Raw genomic sequence first — 15,819 nt, forward strand, 5'->3', positions numbered from 1 at the left:
CGCCCGCATCCCGCGGAAGACGCGCCCTCCTCCCCGTCCCGTCTCCAGGTGAAAGGCCGCCTCAGTGATGTCTGTACCCAGTGGTGAGCGAACGTGAGCGCCCCCGTCCGGGCGCGTTCGGCTGCGCCCCTCGATTCCGAACCGTCCGGCAATGGTGACCGGCCCGCGGACGCCGCGCTGGAGGTCGCACGACGGTGGCACCCGTGGCGGTGGGTGGTCAGCGCCGCCGTGCTGGTGCTGCTCGCCCAGTTCGTCCACGGCCTCGCCACCAACCCGGGGTGGGACTGGGCGACGTTCGCCAAGTACTTCACCGCCGGCTCCGTGCTGCAGGCCCTGTGGATGACGGTGAAGCTGACCCTCTGGGGGACGGTCCTCGGATTCGCGCTCGGCGTGGTGCTGGCGGTCGGCCGCCTGTCGCACAACCCGGTGCTGCAGGTGATCGCCTGGGTGTACATCTGGGCGTTCCGGTCGATCCCGCTGATCGTGCAACTCCTGTTCTGGTTCAACATCACGTACCTGTATCAGACTCTGTCGCTGGGCATTCCGTTCGGACCGGGCTTCTTGACGTTCGAGGTCAACGGCGTCATCAGCGGCTTCACCGCCGCCGTCATCGGTTTGGCACTGCACCAGGCCGCGTACTCCGCCGAGATCATCCGCTCCGGCATCATCTCGGTGGACCACGGGCAGATCGAGGCGGCCCAGTCGCTGGGCATTCCGCGTCGTCGCCAGTTCTTCAAGATCGTTCTGCCGCAGGCGATGCGCGGCATCCTGCCGAACGCCGCGAACGAGGTCATCAGCCTGTTCAAGGGAACGTCGATCGTGTCGACGATGGCGATCGCCGAACTGTTCTACCAGGTTCAGGTGATCTTCGGCCGCAACGGTCGCGTCGTACCCCTGCTGATGGTCGCGACGATCTGGTACATCATCCTGACCACGCTGTTGTCGATCGGCCAGTACTACGTCGAGCGGCACTACGCCCGCGGATCGGCCCGGGCGCTGCCCCCGACTCCGTGGCAGAAGGTCACCCGGAAATTCGCCGAGATCCGCGACGCCGGCGTCTCCGTACCGAGAGGGGCCACGAAATGACGACCGACACCCAGCAGGCGGAGTTCGCGGTCGAGGTCCGCGGAGTTCACAAGTCCTTCGGCGCACTCGAAGTCCTCCAGGGGGTGGACCTGCTGGTCCGCAAGGGCGAGGTGACGGTGATCCTGGGCCCGTCGGGTTCCGGCAAGTCCACGCTGCTCCGCACGCTCAACCACCTGGAGAAGGTCGACCGGGGCACCATCCGGATCGACGGCGACCTCATCGGCTACCGGCGCAAGGGCAACAAACTCCACGAACTGCGGGAACGCGACATCCTGAAGCAGCGGTCCCGAATCGGATTCGTGTTCCAGAACTTCAACCTGTTCCCGCACCTCACGGTGCTGGAGAACGTGGTCGAGGCACCGGTGTCGGCGCAGGGCCGCGACCGTGCCGAGGTCGAGGCCGAGGCGATCGCCCTCCTGGATCGGGTCGGCGTCGGCGACAAGGCTCACGAGTACCCGCGGCAACTGTCCGGTGGCCAGCAGCAGCGGGTCGCGATCGCCCGCGCCCTCGCACTGCGCCCGGCGGTGATCCTGTTCGACGAGCCCACGTCCGCCCTCGACCCCGAACTGGTCGGTGAGGTCCTCGCCGTCATCAAACAACTGGCACGCGACGGCGCCACCCTCGTCATCGTCACCCACGAGGTGGGTTTCGCGCGGGAGGTCGCCGACACGGCGGTGTTCATGGACGCCGGCGTCGTCGTGGAGCAGGGCCCGCCCGCGCAGGTCATCGACGACCCACAGCACGACCGCACCAAAGCTTTCCTCTCCCGAGTTCTCTGACCTCCACACCCCGGTGTGGATCCCCGAAAGGCACACATGTCCACCGCACGGTTCCGTAAGAAGATTCTGGCCTCGGCCCTCACCACCGTCGCGCTGCTCGCCGCCGCGTGCGGGGGCGGCGACGTCGAGGACGAGGGATCGGGGCCCACCTCGGCCGCCGGCTACAACCTCACCGCCGATCAGAATCGCATCACCACCGACGAGGTCGAGTCGATCGCCGCGAAGGTCCCCCAGCAGATCCGCGACCGCGGGACGCTCGTCGTGACGGGCAGCGCCGGATCGGCCCCGCCGCTGCGCTTCTACGCCGACGACGACAAGACGCTCATCGGCTCGGAGACCGACTTCGCATACCTGATCGGCGACGTCCTCGGCCTGAAGGTCGACCTGCAGGCCGCGGACTGGGCGCAGAACTTCGTCCGAATCGACTCGGGGGAAGCCGACGCCTTCATCTCCAACGTCACCGTCACCGAGGAGCGGAAGGAGAAGTACGACTTCTCGACGTACCGCCTCGACACGGTCGCGTTCGAGACGAAGAAGGACAGCGGTATCCAGATCAAGGAACCCAAGGACGTCGCGGGCCTGAAGATCGCGGTGTCCTCCGGCACCAATCAGGAAGCGCTGCTGGTGAAGTGGAGCGAGCAGAACGTGGCGGCCGGCCTCGAACCCACCGACATCACGTACTACCAGAACACCACCGACTACTATCTGCCGCTCGCGTCGGGTCGCATCGACGCCTACTTCGGCCCCAACCCGTCGTCGTCGTTCCACGTGGCGCAGGCAGGGGAGACCGAGATCGCCGGAACGTTCTCGGGCGCCGGCGACGCACTCCAGGGTGAGATCGCCGTGCTCACCAAGAAGGACAACGGGCTGATCACCGCAGTCAACGAGGCGATCAACCACGTCATCGAGAACGGCACGTACGCGCAGGTTCTCGACCGCTGGAACATCGCGAACGAGGCCGTGAACACGTCGGTCGTCAACCCGCCCGGACTCCCGAAGACCAGCTGACAGGAGGAACAGTGAGCGAGAGGACCGACCCCGTGCAGACCGTGTTCGTCGATCAGACCGATCCACTGGCCGCGCCGCTGCTCGAAGAACTGGCCACCGAATACAGCACGCGGTACGGGCGGTCCCGCGACCAGATGTACGAGGACCTCAGCACGTATCCGGCGGAAGAGTTCGCCGCACCGGTGGGTGCGCTGCTCGTCGTGGTCGAGGACGGGGCGTCGGTGGCGGGCGGGGCCTTCCGCCGCTACGACGACACGACCGCGGAACTGAAGCGGATCTGGACCTCGTCCTCGCACCGCAGGCGCGGACTCGGACGCATCGTGCTGCGGGAACTCGAGGCCGAGATCGTCCGGGCCGGCTACTCGCGCATCTTCCTCACCACCGGGCCGCGGCAGCCCGAGGCGGTGGCCCTGTACCTGGCCGCGGGGTACACGGCGCTGTTCGACCGCTCCCTCCCACCGCAGGAAATCGGGGTCCACGGATTCGAGAAGCTCCTGCCCACCGCCCTGCCTTCCGACTGCGCCGCAAAGGAGTACGAGTCCGTATGAAGTTTCTGCTGATGAGCCTGATCACTCACCACCCGGATCCGGTGACCGGGGAGAAGATCGGCACCGCGGCCAGGCTGCGGGAGGTCGTCGAATCGGCCGTCCTCGCCGAGCAACTGGGGTACGACGGTTTCGCGGTGGGCGAGCGCCACGAACATCCCTTCCTGTCCTCCTCGCCGCCCGTGGTGCTCAGCGCCATCGCGGCGCGGACCACCACCCTGCAGTTGTGGACCGCAGTGACCACACTGAGCCTGCTCGACCCGGTCCGTGCGTTCGAGGACTACTCGACGCTCGACAACCTGTCGGGGGGCCGGCTGCAACTCGTCATCGGCAAGGGAAACGGCACCGCGCAGGCACAGCTGTTCCACGTCACACCGGACGACCAGTGGGACCGCAACCGCGAAGGGTACGAGCTGTTCCGGAAGTTGTGGGAGAGTGAGGACGTCACCTGGGAGGGTACGTTCCGTCCGTCGCTCGAGCACGCCGTCGCACTGCCCCGCCCGTTGCAGCGGCGGATCCGGATCTGGCACGGCAGCGCGACGAGCAAGGAATCGGTGGATCTCGCCGCCCGCTACGGAGATCCGATCTTCTCCGCGAACGTGACGTATCCCATCGACTCCTACGCCGAACTGGTCCGGCACTACCGCGAACGGTGGACCCACTACGGTCACGATCCCGCCGACGCCCTCGTCGGCGCCGGGACCGCCGGGTTCTACGTCACACCGAACTCGCAGGACGCGCTCGACGTGTGGCGGCCGATTCACGCCGCCCGGCTCGACTTCGCCCGCAAGGCAGGACTTCCCGTGGTATTCGAGACCCTCGAGGACTTCGTCGAGCGCAGCTCCGCGTTGATCGGCAGCCCGCAGCAGGTGATCGACAAGGTGCAGCGCTACCACGAGCAGTTCGGCCACGAGGTGATCCACCTGAGCGCCGACCGCGTCGGCAGCGACAAACAGCACCGCGAGAGCCTCGAGCTGTTCCAGGCCGAGGTGGCACCCGCGCTGCGCGAGACCATTCCGAGCCGCCCCCTCGCGGCCGACACGGAGGAGGGACGGGCATGAGCCTGCATCTGGGCATCGAACTCGACGGCGAGGGAACGCATCCCGAGTCCTGGCGGCGCGCCGAGCACACTCCCGACCGGTTGCTGACCGGGCGAACGGTGGCGGATCGGGTCGCGGCGGCGGAGAACGCCGGGTTCACGTTCGCCTCCTTCGATGATTCGCTGCTGCCGCCCGGCGCCGACGGGGGACCCGTCGGCCGGATCGACGCCGTGAATCGCGCCGCGTTCGTGGCCGCGACCACCAGCACGATCGGGCTCGTCCCGGTGGTCGGCAGCACCTACGCCGAACCGTTTCACACGTCCTCCCAACTCGCGACACTCGACTATGCGTCGCGGGGACGCGGCGGCTGGATCGCCGCACGCGACACCGACCCGCGGGTCGCGGGCGCACTGGGCCGGACCGAGATCACCGCACCCGCCGACCTCGCGCGGGAGGAGCGGGACGCGATCGCCGTGATCCGGGACCTGTGGGATTCCTGGGAGGACGACGCGGTGATCCGCGACTACGCCACCGGCCGTTTCGTCGACCGCGACCGACTGCACTACCTCGACTTCCGGGGCGAGACGTACTCGGTGAAGGGTCCGGCGATCGTGCCGCGGCCGCCGCAGGGGCAACTGGTGGTGTTCGGGCTCGACGGGCAGACCGATCCGTCCCAGGTCGACGTGGTGCTGGTGTCCGGGACGACGCCCGGTGACATCGCCGACGCCGCCGCGCGGGCGAAGGACCGCGGGGCGGCGCTGGTGTTCGCCGAACTCGACGTGGCGCTCGGCGCAGCCACTCCCGCCCCGTCGAGCGAGCGGCTGTCGTTCGCCGGCGAGGCCACCGGACTGGTGGAACTGCTGCGCGCACTGGATCCGCACGTCGACGGTGTGCGTCTGCATCCCGCCGTGGTCGACGAGGACCTCCCGGTGCTGGCGCGGTACGTGATCCCGGCACTCCTGCGCGCCGGTGTCGCCCACCGTCCCGTACCCGGTTCGACCCTGCGCAGCACGCTCGGACTCGACCGCCCCGCCAACCGATTCCGGGCCGACCGCCTCGCAGAATCCTCTCGCTGAAAGGTTGTGGAGATCATGACCGACAACTCGTACGCCCGGCCCGATGCCCAGGTGCATTTCGGGGTCTTCTTCCAAGGCGTCAACCACACGACGATCTGGTCGGATCCGACGAGCGGATCGCAGATCGACTTCGAAACGTTCCGTCGGGTGGCACAGACCGCCGAGCGGGGCCTGTTCGACGCCTTCTTCCTGGGTGAGGGTCTGCGCCTGCGGGAACAGGAAGGCAAGATCCTCGATCTCGACATCGTGGGCAGGCCGGACGCGATCACCCAGCTGTCGGCGCTGGCCGGCATCACCCGGCGCATCGGGCTGGTGGCCACCCAGAACACCACCTACAACGAACCGGCCGACCTCGCCCGGCGACTGTCCGGGCTGGACCTGCTGTCCGGCGGACGCGCCGGCTGGAACGCCGTCACCACGGACAACGCGTGGACCGGGGAGAACTTCCGGCGCGGCGGCTTCCTCGATCACGCCGACCGGTACGAACGGGCCGGGCAGTTCCTGGGCGTCGCCCGGGCGATCTGGGACGCGTGGGCCGACGGCGCCGTCGCGACGAGCACCGAGGCGCCGTCCTGGGCCACCGCGGGCAGTGTGGAGGACGTGTCGCGGCGCACGTCGCAGTTCGATGTCACGATCACCCCCACCCTGCCGCGCAGCGCCCAGGGCCATCCCGTCATCTTCCAGGCCGGCGACTCACCGGCAGGCAGGGACTTCGCGGCCACGCACGCCGACGTCATCTTCTCCCGGCACGGAACCCATTTCGACGAGGCGCTCGCTTTCGCCGACGACATCCGGGCGAGACTGCGCCGAGCGGGGCGCCCCGAGGACGACGTCAAGATTTTGCCGGGCACCCAGATCGTGCTCGCGGAGAACGCGTCCGAGGTGGAGGACAAGGTCCGCTGGGTCCGCGAAGGCCAGTACACCGGGCAGACGGCGCTGTCGCTGGTCGGGCAGGTGTGGGGCCGCGATCTTTCCGATCGCGACCCGGACGGTCCACTGCCCGACTTCGATCCGGTGCCCGCACCGATCTCCGTCACCCGCGGGGCCGCCCGCGACGGCAAGGACCCGCTCGCCATCGCCCGCGAGTGGCGGGCCCTGGCGGAGGCGCAGAACCTGTCGCTGCGGCAGGTCGCGATCGCGACGACTCAGCGGTCCGGTTTCGCGGGTACCCCCGGGCAGGTCGCCGACGAACTCACCCGGTGGGTGCGCAGTGGCGCGACCGACGGATTCAATGTTTCGCCGTATCTGGTGCCCACCGGACTCGACGAGATCGTCGACCTGCTCGTGCCCGAACTGCAGGAGCGCGGCTCGTACCGAACGCAATACGAAGGCGCGACGCTGCGTGAGCATCTCGGTCTCCGCCCGCCGCTGTCGCGACGGGAACTCCCGCCCCGGCAGGCAGTCGGGTAGCGGGGGCCGTGTGGCGCGGCGACCGGCGATCTCTTACACTTGGTAACGACCATCCAGAGCGACCGAGAGACCTGGCTCGTTGACGTCGCAGCAACCCCCCGCCCCGCGGGTGCGGGTGCTACCGCCGGGATCGATGGAGGAACCATGTTGACCGAAGGCTTCGTGAGCGCCTGGGGGCGTCTGCACGTCGATCTCTGCCGGTTGTCCACCTCCATCTGTCACAGCTGATCTGACACCCCGGCACCTGCCCGGGGTTCCTGCTCTACACACCGCATCCGCGTCGGATCCGGTGTCCCTCACCTTTCTGTGCGCGTGAGCGCTGCCCACTCGACGGTCGGCGCGCACGGCACTTCTTCGAGATCACGGAGTTCTCGGTGCCATCAGTGCCTTTGTCCTCGTCCCACCGCGGCCGCATCGCGGCAGGTATCGGCGCCGCCGCCGTGCTGGCCACGGCGCTCACCGCCTGCGGTGGCGGCTCCAGCAGTTCCTCCGCGGACGCGGGCCCGCCGCAGCCCGGCGGCACCCTCCGCTACGGCCTGTCCCAGGCACCCACGTGCGCCGACCCCGCGCAGTCGGGCACCAACCAGACGATCTACGTGGCCCGGCAGGTGGTGGACTCGCTCACCGACCAGGACCCGGAGACGGGCGAACTGAAGCCGTGGCTGGCCGAGAGCTGGGACACCGACGCCGACGCGTCCTCCTTCACGTTCCACCTGAAGGAGGGGGTGACGTTCAGTGACGGAACACCTTTCACCGCGGAGTCGGTGAAGAAGAACCTCGACGCCATCGTGAACACGCTCACCGGTGCCAAGGCCGCACTGGGTGCCAGCTACCTCACCGGGTACACGGGCACCACCGTGATCGACCCGCAGACCGCGCAGGTCGACTTCGCCGCACCCAACGCGCAGTTCCTCCAGGCGTCGTCCACCCCGCAGCTCGGCATCCTGTCCGACAGTTCCGTCGCGAAGTCCGCCGAGGAGCGGTGCACCGGCAACATCTCGGGCACCGGGCCGTTCACGTACGCCGACTACCAGCAGGACAAGTCGGTCACCCTCGCCAAGCGCGCCGGATACAACTGGGGTTCCGACGTGTTCGCCCACGACGGCGAGGCCTACCTCGACACCATCGAGTTCACCGTCGTCCCCGAATCCGGTGTCCGCACGGGCAGCCTGTCCTCGGGACAGCTGGACGCGATCAGCGACGCGCTGCCGCAGGACGCCCCGCAGATCGAAGGTGCGGGCGGGCAGGTGCTCACCACCTCGAATCCCGGAACCCCGTTCGGCTTCCAGCCCAACGTGACCCGCGGACCGCTCGTCGACCCCGTCGTGCGCAGCGCGCTGGTGCCGGCGATCAACCGGCAGGAACTGGTCGACACCGTGCTCGGCCCCAACTTCAAGCCGGCCACCAGCACCCTGGCCAGCCGCACCCCGGGCTACGTGGCACTGCCCGACGTGACGTACGACCCGGAGAAGGCGAAGTCGATCCTGGATCAGGCGGGCTGGGTGCCCGGCGCCGACGGCATCCGCGAGAAGGGTGGTCAGAAGCTCGCCTTCCCCGTGCTGTTCAGCTCTGTATTCGCCGGCAACCAGGCCATCCTCGAACTGGTGCAGCAGCAGCTCAGAGCGGTGGGAGTGGACCTGCAGCTCGACCTCGTGTCGACCCCGGAAGCCACCGCTCGCCAGAATTCCAAGGACTTCGACGCCACCTACTACAACAGCACCCGCGCCGACGGCGACATCCTGCGCACACAGTTCGGGCTCGAAGGCCGCAATCTGAACAGCCGCGGCCCGATTCCCGCGCTCGACGACGTGCTGACGAAGCAGCTCGCCACCACCGATCCCGCCGCGCGGAGCGCGCTCGTCGCCGACGCCCAGCAGCAGGTCCTCGACAACGGCCTGTGGATCCCCACGGTGGAGTTGTCGCAGGCGATCGGCGCGGGCCCGAACGTGCAGGACCTGAAGTTCGAGGCCTCGGCCCGGCTCCAGTTCTTCGACACCTGGATCAGCGGACGCTGAAACATGATTCGCTACCTCGGACTCCGCGTGCTGCAGGCGATCGCCGTCCTGTGGGCGACGTTCACCGTGTCGTTCGCCGTGCTGTTCCTCCTGCCGTCCGACCCGGTGAGCATCGCCGTCGACTCGGCGTCCACCGGCACGACGGTCGACGCGGCCGCCGTCGCGGAACTGCAGGCGCGGTACGGACTCGACCAGCCGGTGTGGGTGCAGTACTGGAACTCGCTGAGCCACGCCGTCCGCGGTGACTTCGGGTACTCGATCGCCACCGGGCAGTCGGTGACCGAGGCCATCGGCAACGCGGTGCCCAGCACTCTCGCGCTGGCGTCCGCGGCGCTGGTCCTCGCCGTCGTGTTCGGGGCGGGGGTCGCGTTCCTCGCCACCTACACGCGGGTCCATTGGGTGCGGAACCTGCTGTTCTCCCTGCCCCCGCTCGGTGTCGCGGTCCCGACGTTCTGGGTGGGCCTGATTCTGCTGCAACTGTTCTCGTTCCGGCTGAACGCCTTCCCCGCGTTCGGCGACCAGGGGATCGCGACGCTGGTGCTGCCGGCGGTGACGCTCGCGCTCCCCACCGGGGCGGTGATCGCCCAGGTGCTCGCGGCGAGTCTGCAGACCACGTGGCGGCAGCCGTTCATCGAGGCCGCGCGGGCGAAGGGAGCGTCGCGCCGGCAGATCCAGACCCGGCACGCGCTGCGTCTGTCGAGCATTCCCGCGTTCACCATCGCCGGTGTGCTCGTCGGCAATCTGCTGGCGGGATCGGTCGTCGTCGAGACGGTGTTCTCCCGCGCCGGGGTGGGGCGCCTCACCCAGACTTCCGTGATGGCGCAGGACATTCCGGTGGTCCAGGGGATCGTGGTGCTGAGCTCGCTCGTCTACGTGCTCGTCAATCTCGCCGTCGATCTGCTCTACCCGCTGATCGACCCCAGGATCGTCGAGGGCAGGCGGAGTTCCGAGGGCAGCGACACCGTCGCGAATGTGGAGGAGAAGGTTCATGTCTGACATCCTCACCAGAGAACTGATCGAGGAGGCCGAGGGTTTCGGCCCTCCGCCGGTCGACGCGCTTCCCGCGATCGCGCCCCGTCCGCGCGGCCGCGGACACCGCGTGGTGGCGTGGTGGCGTCGCAACCTCGTGCTCGTCGCCTCGGCGGCGGTGCTCCTCGTCGCGGTCGGATTCGCGGTGGCGCCGTCGGTGTTCGCGAGCGGTGACCCGTTGGTCGGGGTGCCCGCCCAGAAGCTACAGGCGCCGAGTGCCGCACACTGGTTCGGCACCGACAACATCGGCCGCGACGTCTACACCCGGGTGGTCCACGGAGCCGGATTGTCGCTGACCGCGACACTGCTGGCGGTGGGCATCGCACTGGTGGCGGGCTCGCTGATCGGACTGCTGTCCGGCGCCCTCGGCGGCACACTGGACGCCGTCCTGATGCGGGCCGTCGACGTCCTCCTGTCGATCCCCGCGCTGCTGCTCTCGCTGGCACTGGTGACCGCACTGGGATTCGGCACGGTCAACGTCGCGATCGCGGTGGGCGTGTCGCTGATCGCGAACTTCGCCCGCGTGATGCGGTCGGAGGTGCTGCGGGTGCGGCGGTCGCTGTACGTCGAGGCCGCGTTCGCGTCGGGTGTCCGCTGGCACACGGTGCTGCGCCGCCACGTGCTGCGGAACTCGTACGCGCCCGTCGTCGCCCTGGCGGCGGTCGAGTTCGGCATGGCGGTCCTCGCGGTGTCGTCGCTGAGCTTCCTCGGATTCGGCGCCGTGCCGCCTACCCCGGAATGGGGCTCGCTGATCTCCGAGGGACGAAACTACCTCGCCACCGCGTGGTGGATGACAACCCTGCCCGGACTGGTGATCGTGGCCGTCGTGCTGTCGGCGCACCGACTCGGGCATGCACTCGAACAAAGGGAAGTGCGATGAGCGCGAACGACACTCCGCTGCTGCAGGTCTCCGGACTGCGGGTGGCGTACGGGAGCGCGGGCGATCCCGTCGTGGCCGTGCAGGGCGTCGACCTCACGGTCGCGCGCGGCGAGGTGGTGGCCGTGGTCGGCGAGTCCGGCTCCGGAAAATCCACCACCGGGCACGCCATCCTCGGACTGCTCAGCGGATCGGGGCGGGCCGTCGCCGGCACCGTCACGTTCGACGGTGAGCGCCTCGACACCAAGTCGGAACGCGCCCTCGAACGGGTCCGCGGCGCCCGGATCGGCCTGGTTCCGCAGGACCCGACGACGTCGCTCAACCCCGTCCTGCGGGTCGGCGCCCAGGTGGCGGAGGTGCTCCGGATCCACGGTCTCGCCGACCGGCGGACGGCAGGCATCGAGGCGGTACGCATCCTCGCCGAGGCCGGGATCGACGAGCCCGAGGTGCGGGCGCGGCAGTACCCGCAGGACCTGTCCGGCGGGCAACGGCAGCGCGTCCTGATCGGGATCGCGCTGGCGTGCAGCCCCGAACTCGTGATCGCGGACGAACCGACCAGCGCCCTCGACGTCACCGTGCAGCGCCGGATCCTCGATCTTCTCGACGCGCGGATCGCCGAATCCGGCACCGCGGTCCTGCTGATCACGCACGATCTGGGTGTCGCGGCCGACCGGGCCGACCGGATCGTGGTGATGAGCCAGGGCGAGGTGGTGGAAGCCGGCCCCACCCGTCAGATCCTCGAGAACCCACAGCACGAGTACACCCGCACCCTGCTGGCCGCGGCGCCGAGCCTGTCGGTGGGACAGGAACGAGCCCGCGGCGAGGAGGTGGGCGGCGCCGGCCCCGACGTCCTGCTGCGCGTGTCCGGGGTGTCCAGGACGTTCCGGATCGACCGGCGCACGTCCATCGACGCCGTCCGGGACGTGTCGTTCGAGGTCCCCCGCGGGCGCACACTGTCGCTGGTGGGGGAGTCCGGGTCGGGCAAGTCCACGGTGGCCCGGATCGCGATCCGGCTGGAGTCGCCCACCGCGGGCCGCGTCGAGTTCGACGGCCGGGACATCACCACCCTGCGCGGCGGCGCGCTGCGGGCCCTGCGCCGGCGGGTGCAGATCGTGTACCAGAACCCGTACGCCTCCCTCGATCCGAAGCTGGCGATCTCGGACATCGTCGCGGAACCGCTCGGTGCGTTCGGTGTCGGAACCAAAGCGGAGCGGGCCGCGCGGGTGGCCGAACTGCTCGAACAGGTCGCGTTGCCGCGCACCTACCTCGAACGGCGGCCGGCGGAGCTGTCCGGCGGGCAACGCCAGCGGGTCGCCATCGCCCGCGCGCTCGCTCTGCGCCCCGAACTCGTCGTGCTGGACGAACCGGTGTCGGCCCTCGACGTCTCGGTGCAGGCGCAGATCCTCGGCCTGCTCGAGAGCCTGCAGCGCGACCTCGGGCTCAGCTACCTCTTCATCTCGCACGACCTCGCCGTGGTCCGGCAGATCAGCGACACGGTCGCGGTGATGCGTGCCGGCCGCATCGTCGAATCGGGCACCGCGGCCGACATATTCGACAACCCGCGCCACGACTACACCCGGCAACTGCTCGACGCCATCCCGGGACGGTCCGTCGGGCGCCCACGTTCCGCACAGCTGGAGGAATCGATTCATGCCTGAGCCACACCGCCGCATCGTCGCCGTCGATCTGTACGGCACCGGGATCCATCCGCAGTCCTGGCGCCGCCAGGACTCGCGCGCCGAGGACCTCTTCACCGCCGACTACTGGACCGGCCTGATCGGGCAGGCCGACTCCGCCGGAGTCGACCTCGCGTTCGTCGGCGACTCCTTCGCGATCGCCACGACCGGACATGCCGATCAGCGTGGGCAACTGGACGCCGTGGCGATCACCGCCCGTGCCGTCGCGTCCACCGAGCGCATCGGCCTGGTCCCCACAGTGACCGTCACGCACACCGAACCGTTCCACGTGTCCAAGGCGATCGCCAGCCTCGACCACGCGTCGGGCGGCCGCGCCGGGTGGCAGGTGGACGTGTCCTCCGGCCAGGTCCAGGCGGATCTGTTCGGGCGCAAGGACGCGCAGGACGCCGAGAGTCTGTGGGCGGAGGCGGCCGACGCAATCGAGGTCGTCGGCCTGCTGTGGGACAGCTGGGAGGACGACGCCGAGATCCGCGACGTGGCCACCGGGCGCTTCATCGACCGGGACAAGCTGCACTACATCGATTTCGAGGGAGACCACTTCACCGTCAAGGGTCCCTCGATCACACCGCGGTCGCCGCAGGGGCAGTCGCTGATCGTGATCGGTGCGCGGGACGAGCACTCCACCCGAATCGCCGCCGCACGCGCCGACGTGATCCGCATCGCCGCGCCCACCGTCGACGCGGCGCGCGACCTCGCGGTCCGGGTGCGGCGTGCTGCGGCCGAGGCGGGGCGGCGCGACCCCGCGACGCTGCGGATCCTGCTCGACGTCGAGGTGGTGATCGCCGAGACCGCCGACGCGGCCGAACGTGACCTCGCGCAACTCGAGAACTGGTCCGACGCCCGGTACGAGCCCGCGTCGGTTCTCTACCGCGGCGACGCGCCGGGTCTGGCCCGGCTGATCACGGACGTGACGGCCACCGGGGACGTCGACGGCGTCACGCTCCGCCCGCTGGCGCTGCAGTCCGGCCTGGACGCCATCGCCGGGCACGTCCTGCCCCTGCTGCGCTCGCAAGACCCGGCCCCGGGCGGCGGACTGCTCCGGGAACGACTCGGCTTCACCCGTCCCGCCAACCGCTTCGCCGGACAGGACTGACATCATGAGCAACCAGCGCAAGCAGATTCACCTCGCCGCACACTTTCCCGGCGTCAACAACACCACCGTGTGGAGCGACCCCGAATCGAAGAGTCAGATCGACTTCGACTCGTTCGTGCACCTCGCGGAGACCGCCGAACGCGGTCTGTTCGACTTCTTCTTCCTCGCCGAGGGACTGCGCCTGCGCGAGCACCGGGGCCGGATCCACGACCTCGACGTGGTGGGCCGCCCCGACACGTTGACGGTGCTCGGCGCGCTCGCCGGCGCGACCACCCATCTGGGCCTGGCCGGGACGATCAACACCACGTTCAACGAACCGTACGAGCTGGCACGGCAATTCGCCTCGCTCGACCACCTGTCCGGTGGCCGGGCCGCCTGGAACATGGTGACGTCCTCGGACGCGTTCACGGGAGAGAACTTCCGGCGCGGCGGATATCTCGACCAGGCCGACCGCTACGTCCGCGCCGGCGAACTGATCCAGGGCGCCCGAAAGTTCTGGGACAGCTGGGATCGGGACGCACTGCAGATCGACCGCGCCCGGGGAGTGTTCGCCCCGGACCAGTCGATCCGCGAGGTCACGCACTCCGGTGCGCAGTTCGACATCCGGGGACGCTTCACCGTTCCCCGGAGCCCACAGGGGCACCCGGTGCTGCTGCAGGCCGGCGATTCCGACGAGGGCCGTGAATTCGGCGCCGCCCAGGCCGACGCCATCTTCACCATCCACGGATCACTCGAGGACGGCCGGAAGTTCTACTCGGACGTCAAGGGCAGGCTCGCGAAGTACGGGCGCGGCCACGACGACCTCAAGGTGCTGCCCGCCGCGACGTTCGTGCTGGGCGACTCCGCGGCGGACGCGGCCGAACGCGCCGACCACATCCGGCACCAGCAGGTGGGACCGCAGACCGCGATCGCGTTCCTCGAACAGGTGTGGGGGCGTGATCTTTCCGGGTACGACCCGGACGGGCCGCTGCCGGACGTCGAACCGGCGGAAGATTCGACCATCACCCGCGGCCGGGTCCGGCACGCGAAGGACCCCCGCGAGATCGCGGGCCAGTGGCGGGCGAAGGCGGAAGCCGAGAAACTCAGCATCCGGGAACTGATCATCGCCGTCACCACCCGCCAGCAGTTCGTCGGAACCCCCACCCAGGTGGCCGAGGAGATCGACCGCTACGTGCAGGCCGACGCGTGCGACGGCTTCATCCTGGTACCGCACCTCACTCCGGCCGGGCTGGACGAGTTCGTCGAGAAGGTGGTCCCGGAGTTGCAGAACCGCGGCAGTTTCCGCTCCGAGTACTCGGGGACGACCCTGCGCAGCCATCTCGGACTGCGCCATCCGCATCATCAGACAGAAGGAGTTCGGGCATCATGACCGCAGTCACCGAAGACGCGACATTCGAGCAGGGGTGGCAGGACTGGCATTCGGCGCGCGAGGACTACTTCGGCGAACCGCTGGGCTGGCTGAGCCTCACGGCACTGCACTGGCTCGTCGAGACCGACACCACGTTCCCCGACCTGCCCGGAAAATGGCGGGCCGACGCGGACGGCCTGATCGTCACGGCCCCGGCCGACGCCGGTCTCGAGATCGACGGCGAGACGGTCGACGGCACGGCGGCCCTCGCACCGCAGGAGGGCGCCCCCGGCCTGATCGTGCGCCACGGCAATCGGACCATCGAGGTGATCCGCAGGACGGGCGACGTCGCCCTGCGGATCCACGACCCCGAGGCCGCCACCCTCGCCGCGTTCACCGGCATCCCGGCGTTCCTGCCGGCGCGACAGTGGGCGGTGCCCGCAACGTTCACCCCGTTCCCGCAGTCCCGCGTCGTGACGACGGGTGCCGTCGTCGAGGGGCTCGAGCACCACCACACGGCGCTGGGGTCGCTCGCCTTCGAGTATGACGGCGCCGCACACGAACTCGTCGCGTTCGCAGGCAAGGACGGTGGGCTGCAGGTGCTGTTCACCGATGCCACCAGCGGGGTCAGCACGTACCCCGCGGCACGGTCGCTCGCCGTCGACGCCCCCGCCGCGGACGGCCGGGTGATCCTCGACTTCAACCGGGCGTCCAACCTGCCGTGCGCGTTCACCGACTACGCCACCTGCCCGGTCGCGCCCGCCGAGAACCGGCTGACGCTCGCGGTCGAGGCCGGCGAGAAGAACCCGCGGTAGG

15 protein-coding genes and 1 riboswitch are annotated in these 15,819 nt (G+C 69.5%); all 15 genes read left to right on the forward strand.

The annotated features are described in order from the left end of the window. The first annotated feature begins 93 nt into the window (after positions 1–93). Positions 94–1,086, forward strand: coding sequence for an amino acid ABC transporter permease (locus ACFU5V_RS29700; RefSeq protein WP_378703426.1), 993 nt, complete (start codon positions 94–96; stop codon positions 1,084–1,086). Beyond that, positions 1,083–1,865 carry an amino acid ABC transporter ATP-binding protein gene (locus ACFU5V_RS29705; RefSeq protein WP_378703428.1) on the forward strand — a complete coding sequence of 261 codons (783 nt, stop codon included), beginning with the start codon at positions 1,083–1,085 and terminating at the stop codon, positions 1,863–1,865. The genes ACFU5V_RS29700 and ACFU5V_RS29705 overlap by 4 nt, the downstream gene beginning before the upstream one ends. 36 nt (positions 1,866–1,901) lie before the next feature. Further along, positions 1,902–2,873: an ABC transporter substrate-binding protein gene (locus ACFU5V_RS29710; RefSeq protein ID WP_378703429.1), complete on the forward strand. Its 972-nt coding sequence runs from the start codon at positions 1,902–1,904 to the stop codon at positions 2,871–2,873. An 11-nt stretch (positions 2,874–2,884) separates the two neighbouring features. Continuing rightward, positions 2,885–3,421: a GNAT family N-acetyltransferase gene (locus tag ACFU5V_RS29715; protein ID WP_378703430.1), complete on the forward strand. Its 537-nt coding sequence runs from the start codon at positions 2,885–2,887 to the stop codon at positions 3,419–3,421. Beyond that, on the forward strand, positions 3,418–4,479 hold the full coding sequence (locus ACFU5V_RS29720) for an LLM class flavin-dependent oxidoreductase (RefSeq protein ID WP_378703431.1): 1,062 nt from the start codon (positions 3,418–3,420) through the stop codon (positions 4,477–4,479). Before ACFU5V_RS29715 ends, ACFU5V_RS29720 begins: the two co-directional genes overlap by 4 nt. Next, positions 4,476–5,534: an LLM class flavin-dependent oxidoreductase gene (locus tag ACFU5V_RS29725; protein ID WP_378703432.1), complete on the forward strand. Its 1,059-nt coding sequence runs from the start codon at positions 4,476–4,478 to the stop codon at positions 5,532–5,534. Before ACFU5V_RS29720 ends, ACFU5V_RS29725 begins: the two co-directional genes overlap by 4 nt. Positions 5,535–5,549: 15 nt before the next feature. Continuing rightward, positions 5,550–6,944 carry an NtaA/DmoA family FMN-dependent monooxygenase gene (locus ACFU5V_RS29730; RefSeq protein ID WP_378430239.1) on the forward strand — a complete coding sequence of 465 codons (1,395 nt, stop codon included), beginning with the start codon at positions 5,550–5,552 and terminating at the stop codon, positions 6,942–6,944. Positions 6,945–6,990: 46 nt separating this feature from the next. After that, positions 6,991–7,084, forward strand: a riboswitch (SAM riboswitch). 4 nt (positions 7,085–7,088) lie between these two features. Continuing rightward, on the forward strand, positions 7,089–7,172 hold the full coding sequence (locus ACFU5V_RS29735) for a putative leader peptide (RefSeq protein ID WP_310794466.1): 84 nt from the start codon (positions 7,089–7,091) through the stop codon (positions 7,170–7,172). 155 nt (positions 7,173–7,327) lie between these two features. After that, positions 7,328–8,959: an ABC transporter substrate-binding protein gene (locus tag ACFU5V_RS29740; RefSeq protein ID WP_378703464.1), complete on the forward strand. Its 1,632-nt coding sequence runs from the start codon at positions 7,328–7,330 to the stop codon at positions 8,957–8,959. 3 nt (positions 8,960–8,962) lie between these two features. Beyond that, positions 8,963–9,955, forward strand: coding sequence for an ABC transporter permease (locus tag ACFU5V_RS29745; RefSeq protein WP_378703433.1), 993 nt, complete (start codon positions 8,963–8,965; stop codon positions 9,953–9,955). Then, positions 9,948–10,868 (forward strand): ABC transporter permease, encoded by a 921-nt coding sequence (locus tag ACFU5V_RS29750; RefSeq protein ID WP_378703434.1) that lies wholly within the window; start codon positions 9,948–9,950, stop codon positions 10,866–10,868. The genes ACFU5V_RS29745 and ACFU5V_RS29750 overlap by 8 nt, the downstream gene beginning before the upstream one ends. Beyond that, complete coding sequence (locus ACFU5V_RS29755; protein WP_378703436.1) at positions 10,865–12,523, forward strand: dipeptide ABC transporter ATP-binding protein; 1,659 nt, start codon at positions 10,865–10,867, stop codon at positions 12,521–12,523. Before ACFU5V_RS29750 ends, ACFU5V_RS29755 begins: the two co-directional genes overlap by 4 nt. Further along, positions 12,516–13,655 (forward strand): LLM class flavin-dependent oxidoreductase, encoded by a 1,140-nt coding sequence (locus ACFU5V_RS29760; RefSeq protein WP_378703438.1) that lies wholly within the window; start codon positions 12,516–12,518, stop codon positions 13,653–13,655. The genes ACFU5V_RS29755 and ACFU5V_RS29760 overlap by 8 nt, the downstream gene beginning before the upstream one ends. A 4-nt stretch (positions 13,656–13,659) precedes the next feature. Beyond that, positions 13,660–15,024 (forward strand): NtaA/DmoA family FMN-dependent monooxygenase, encoded by a 1,365-nt coding sequence (locus ACFU5V_RS29765; RefSeq protein WP_378703440.1) that lies wholly within the window; start codon positions 13,660–13,662, stop codon positions 15,022–15,024. Then, complete coding sequence (locus ACFU5V_RS29770; RefSeq protein ID WP_378703442.1) at positions 15,021–15,818, forward strand: DUF1684 domain-containing protein; 798 nt, start codon at positions 15,021–15,023, stop codon at positions 15,816–15,818. The genes ACFU5V_RS29765 and ACFU5V_RS29770 overlap by 4 nt, the downstream gene beginning before the upstream one ends. Position 15,819: the final 1 nt, after the last annotated feature.

This window comes from Rhodococcus sp. NPDC057529, from assembly GCF_042802055.1.
Classification (GTDB): domain Bacteria; phylum Actinomycetota; class Actinomycetes; order Mycobacteriales; family Mycobacteriaceae; genus Rhodococcus_F.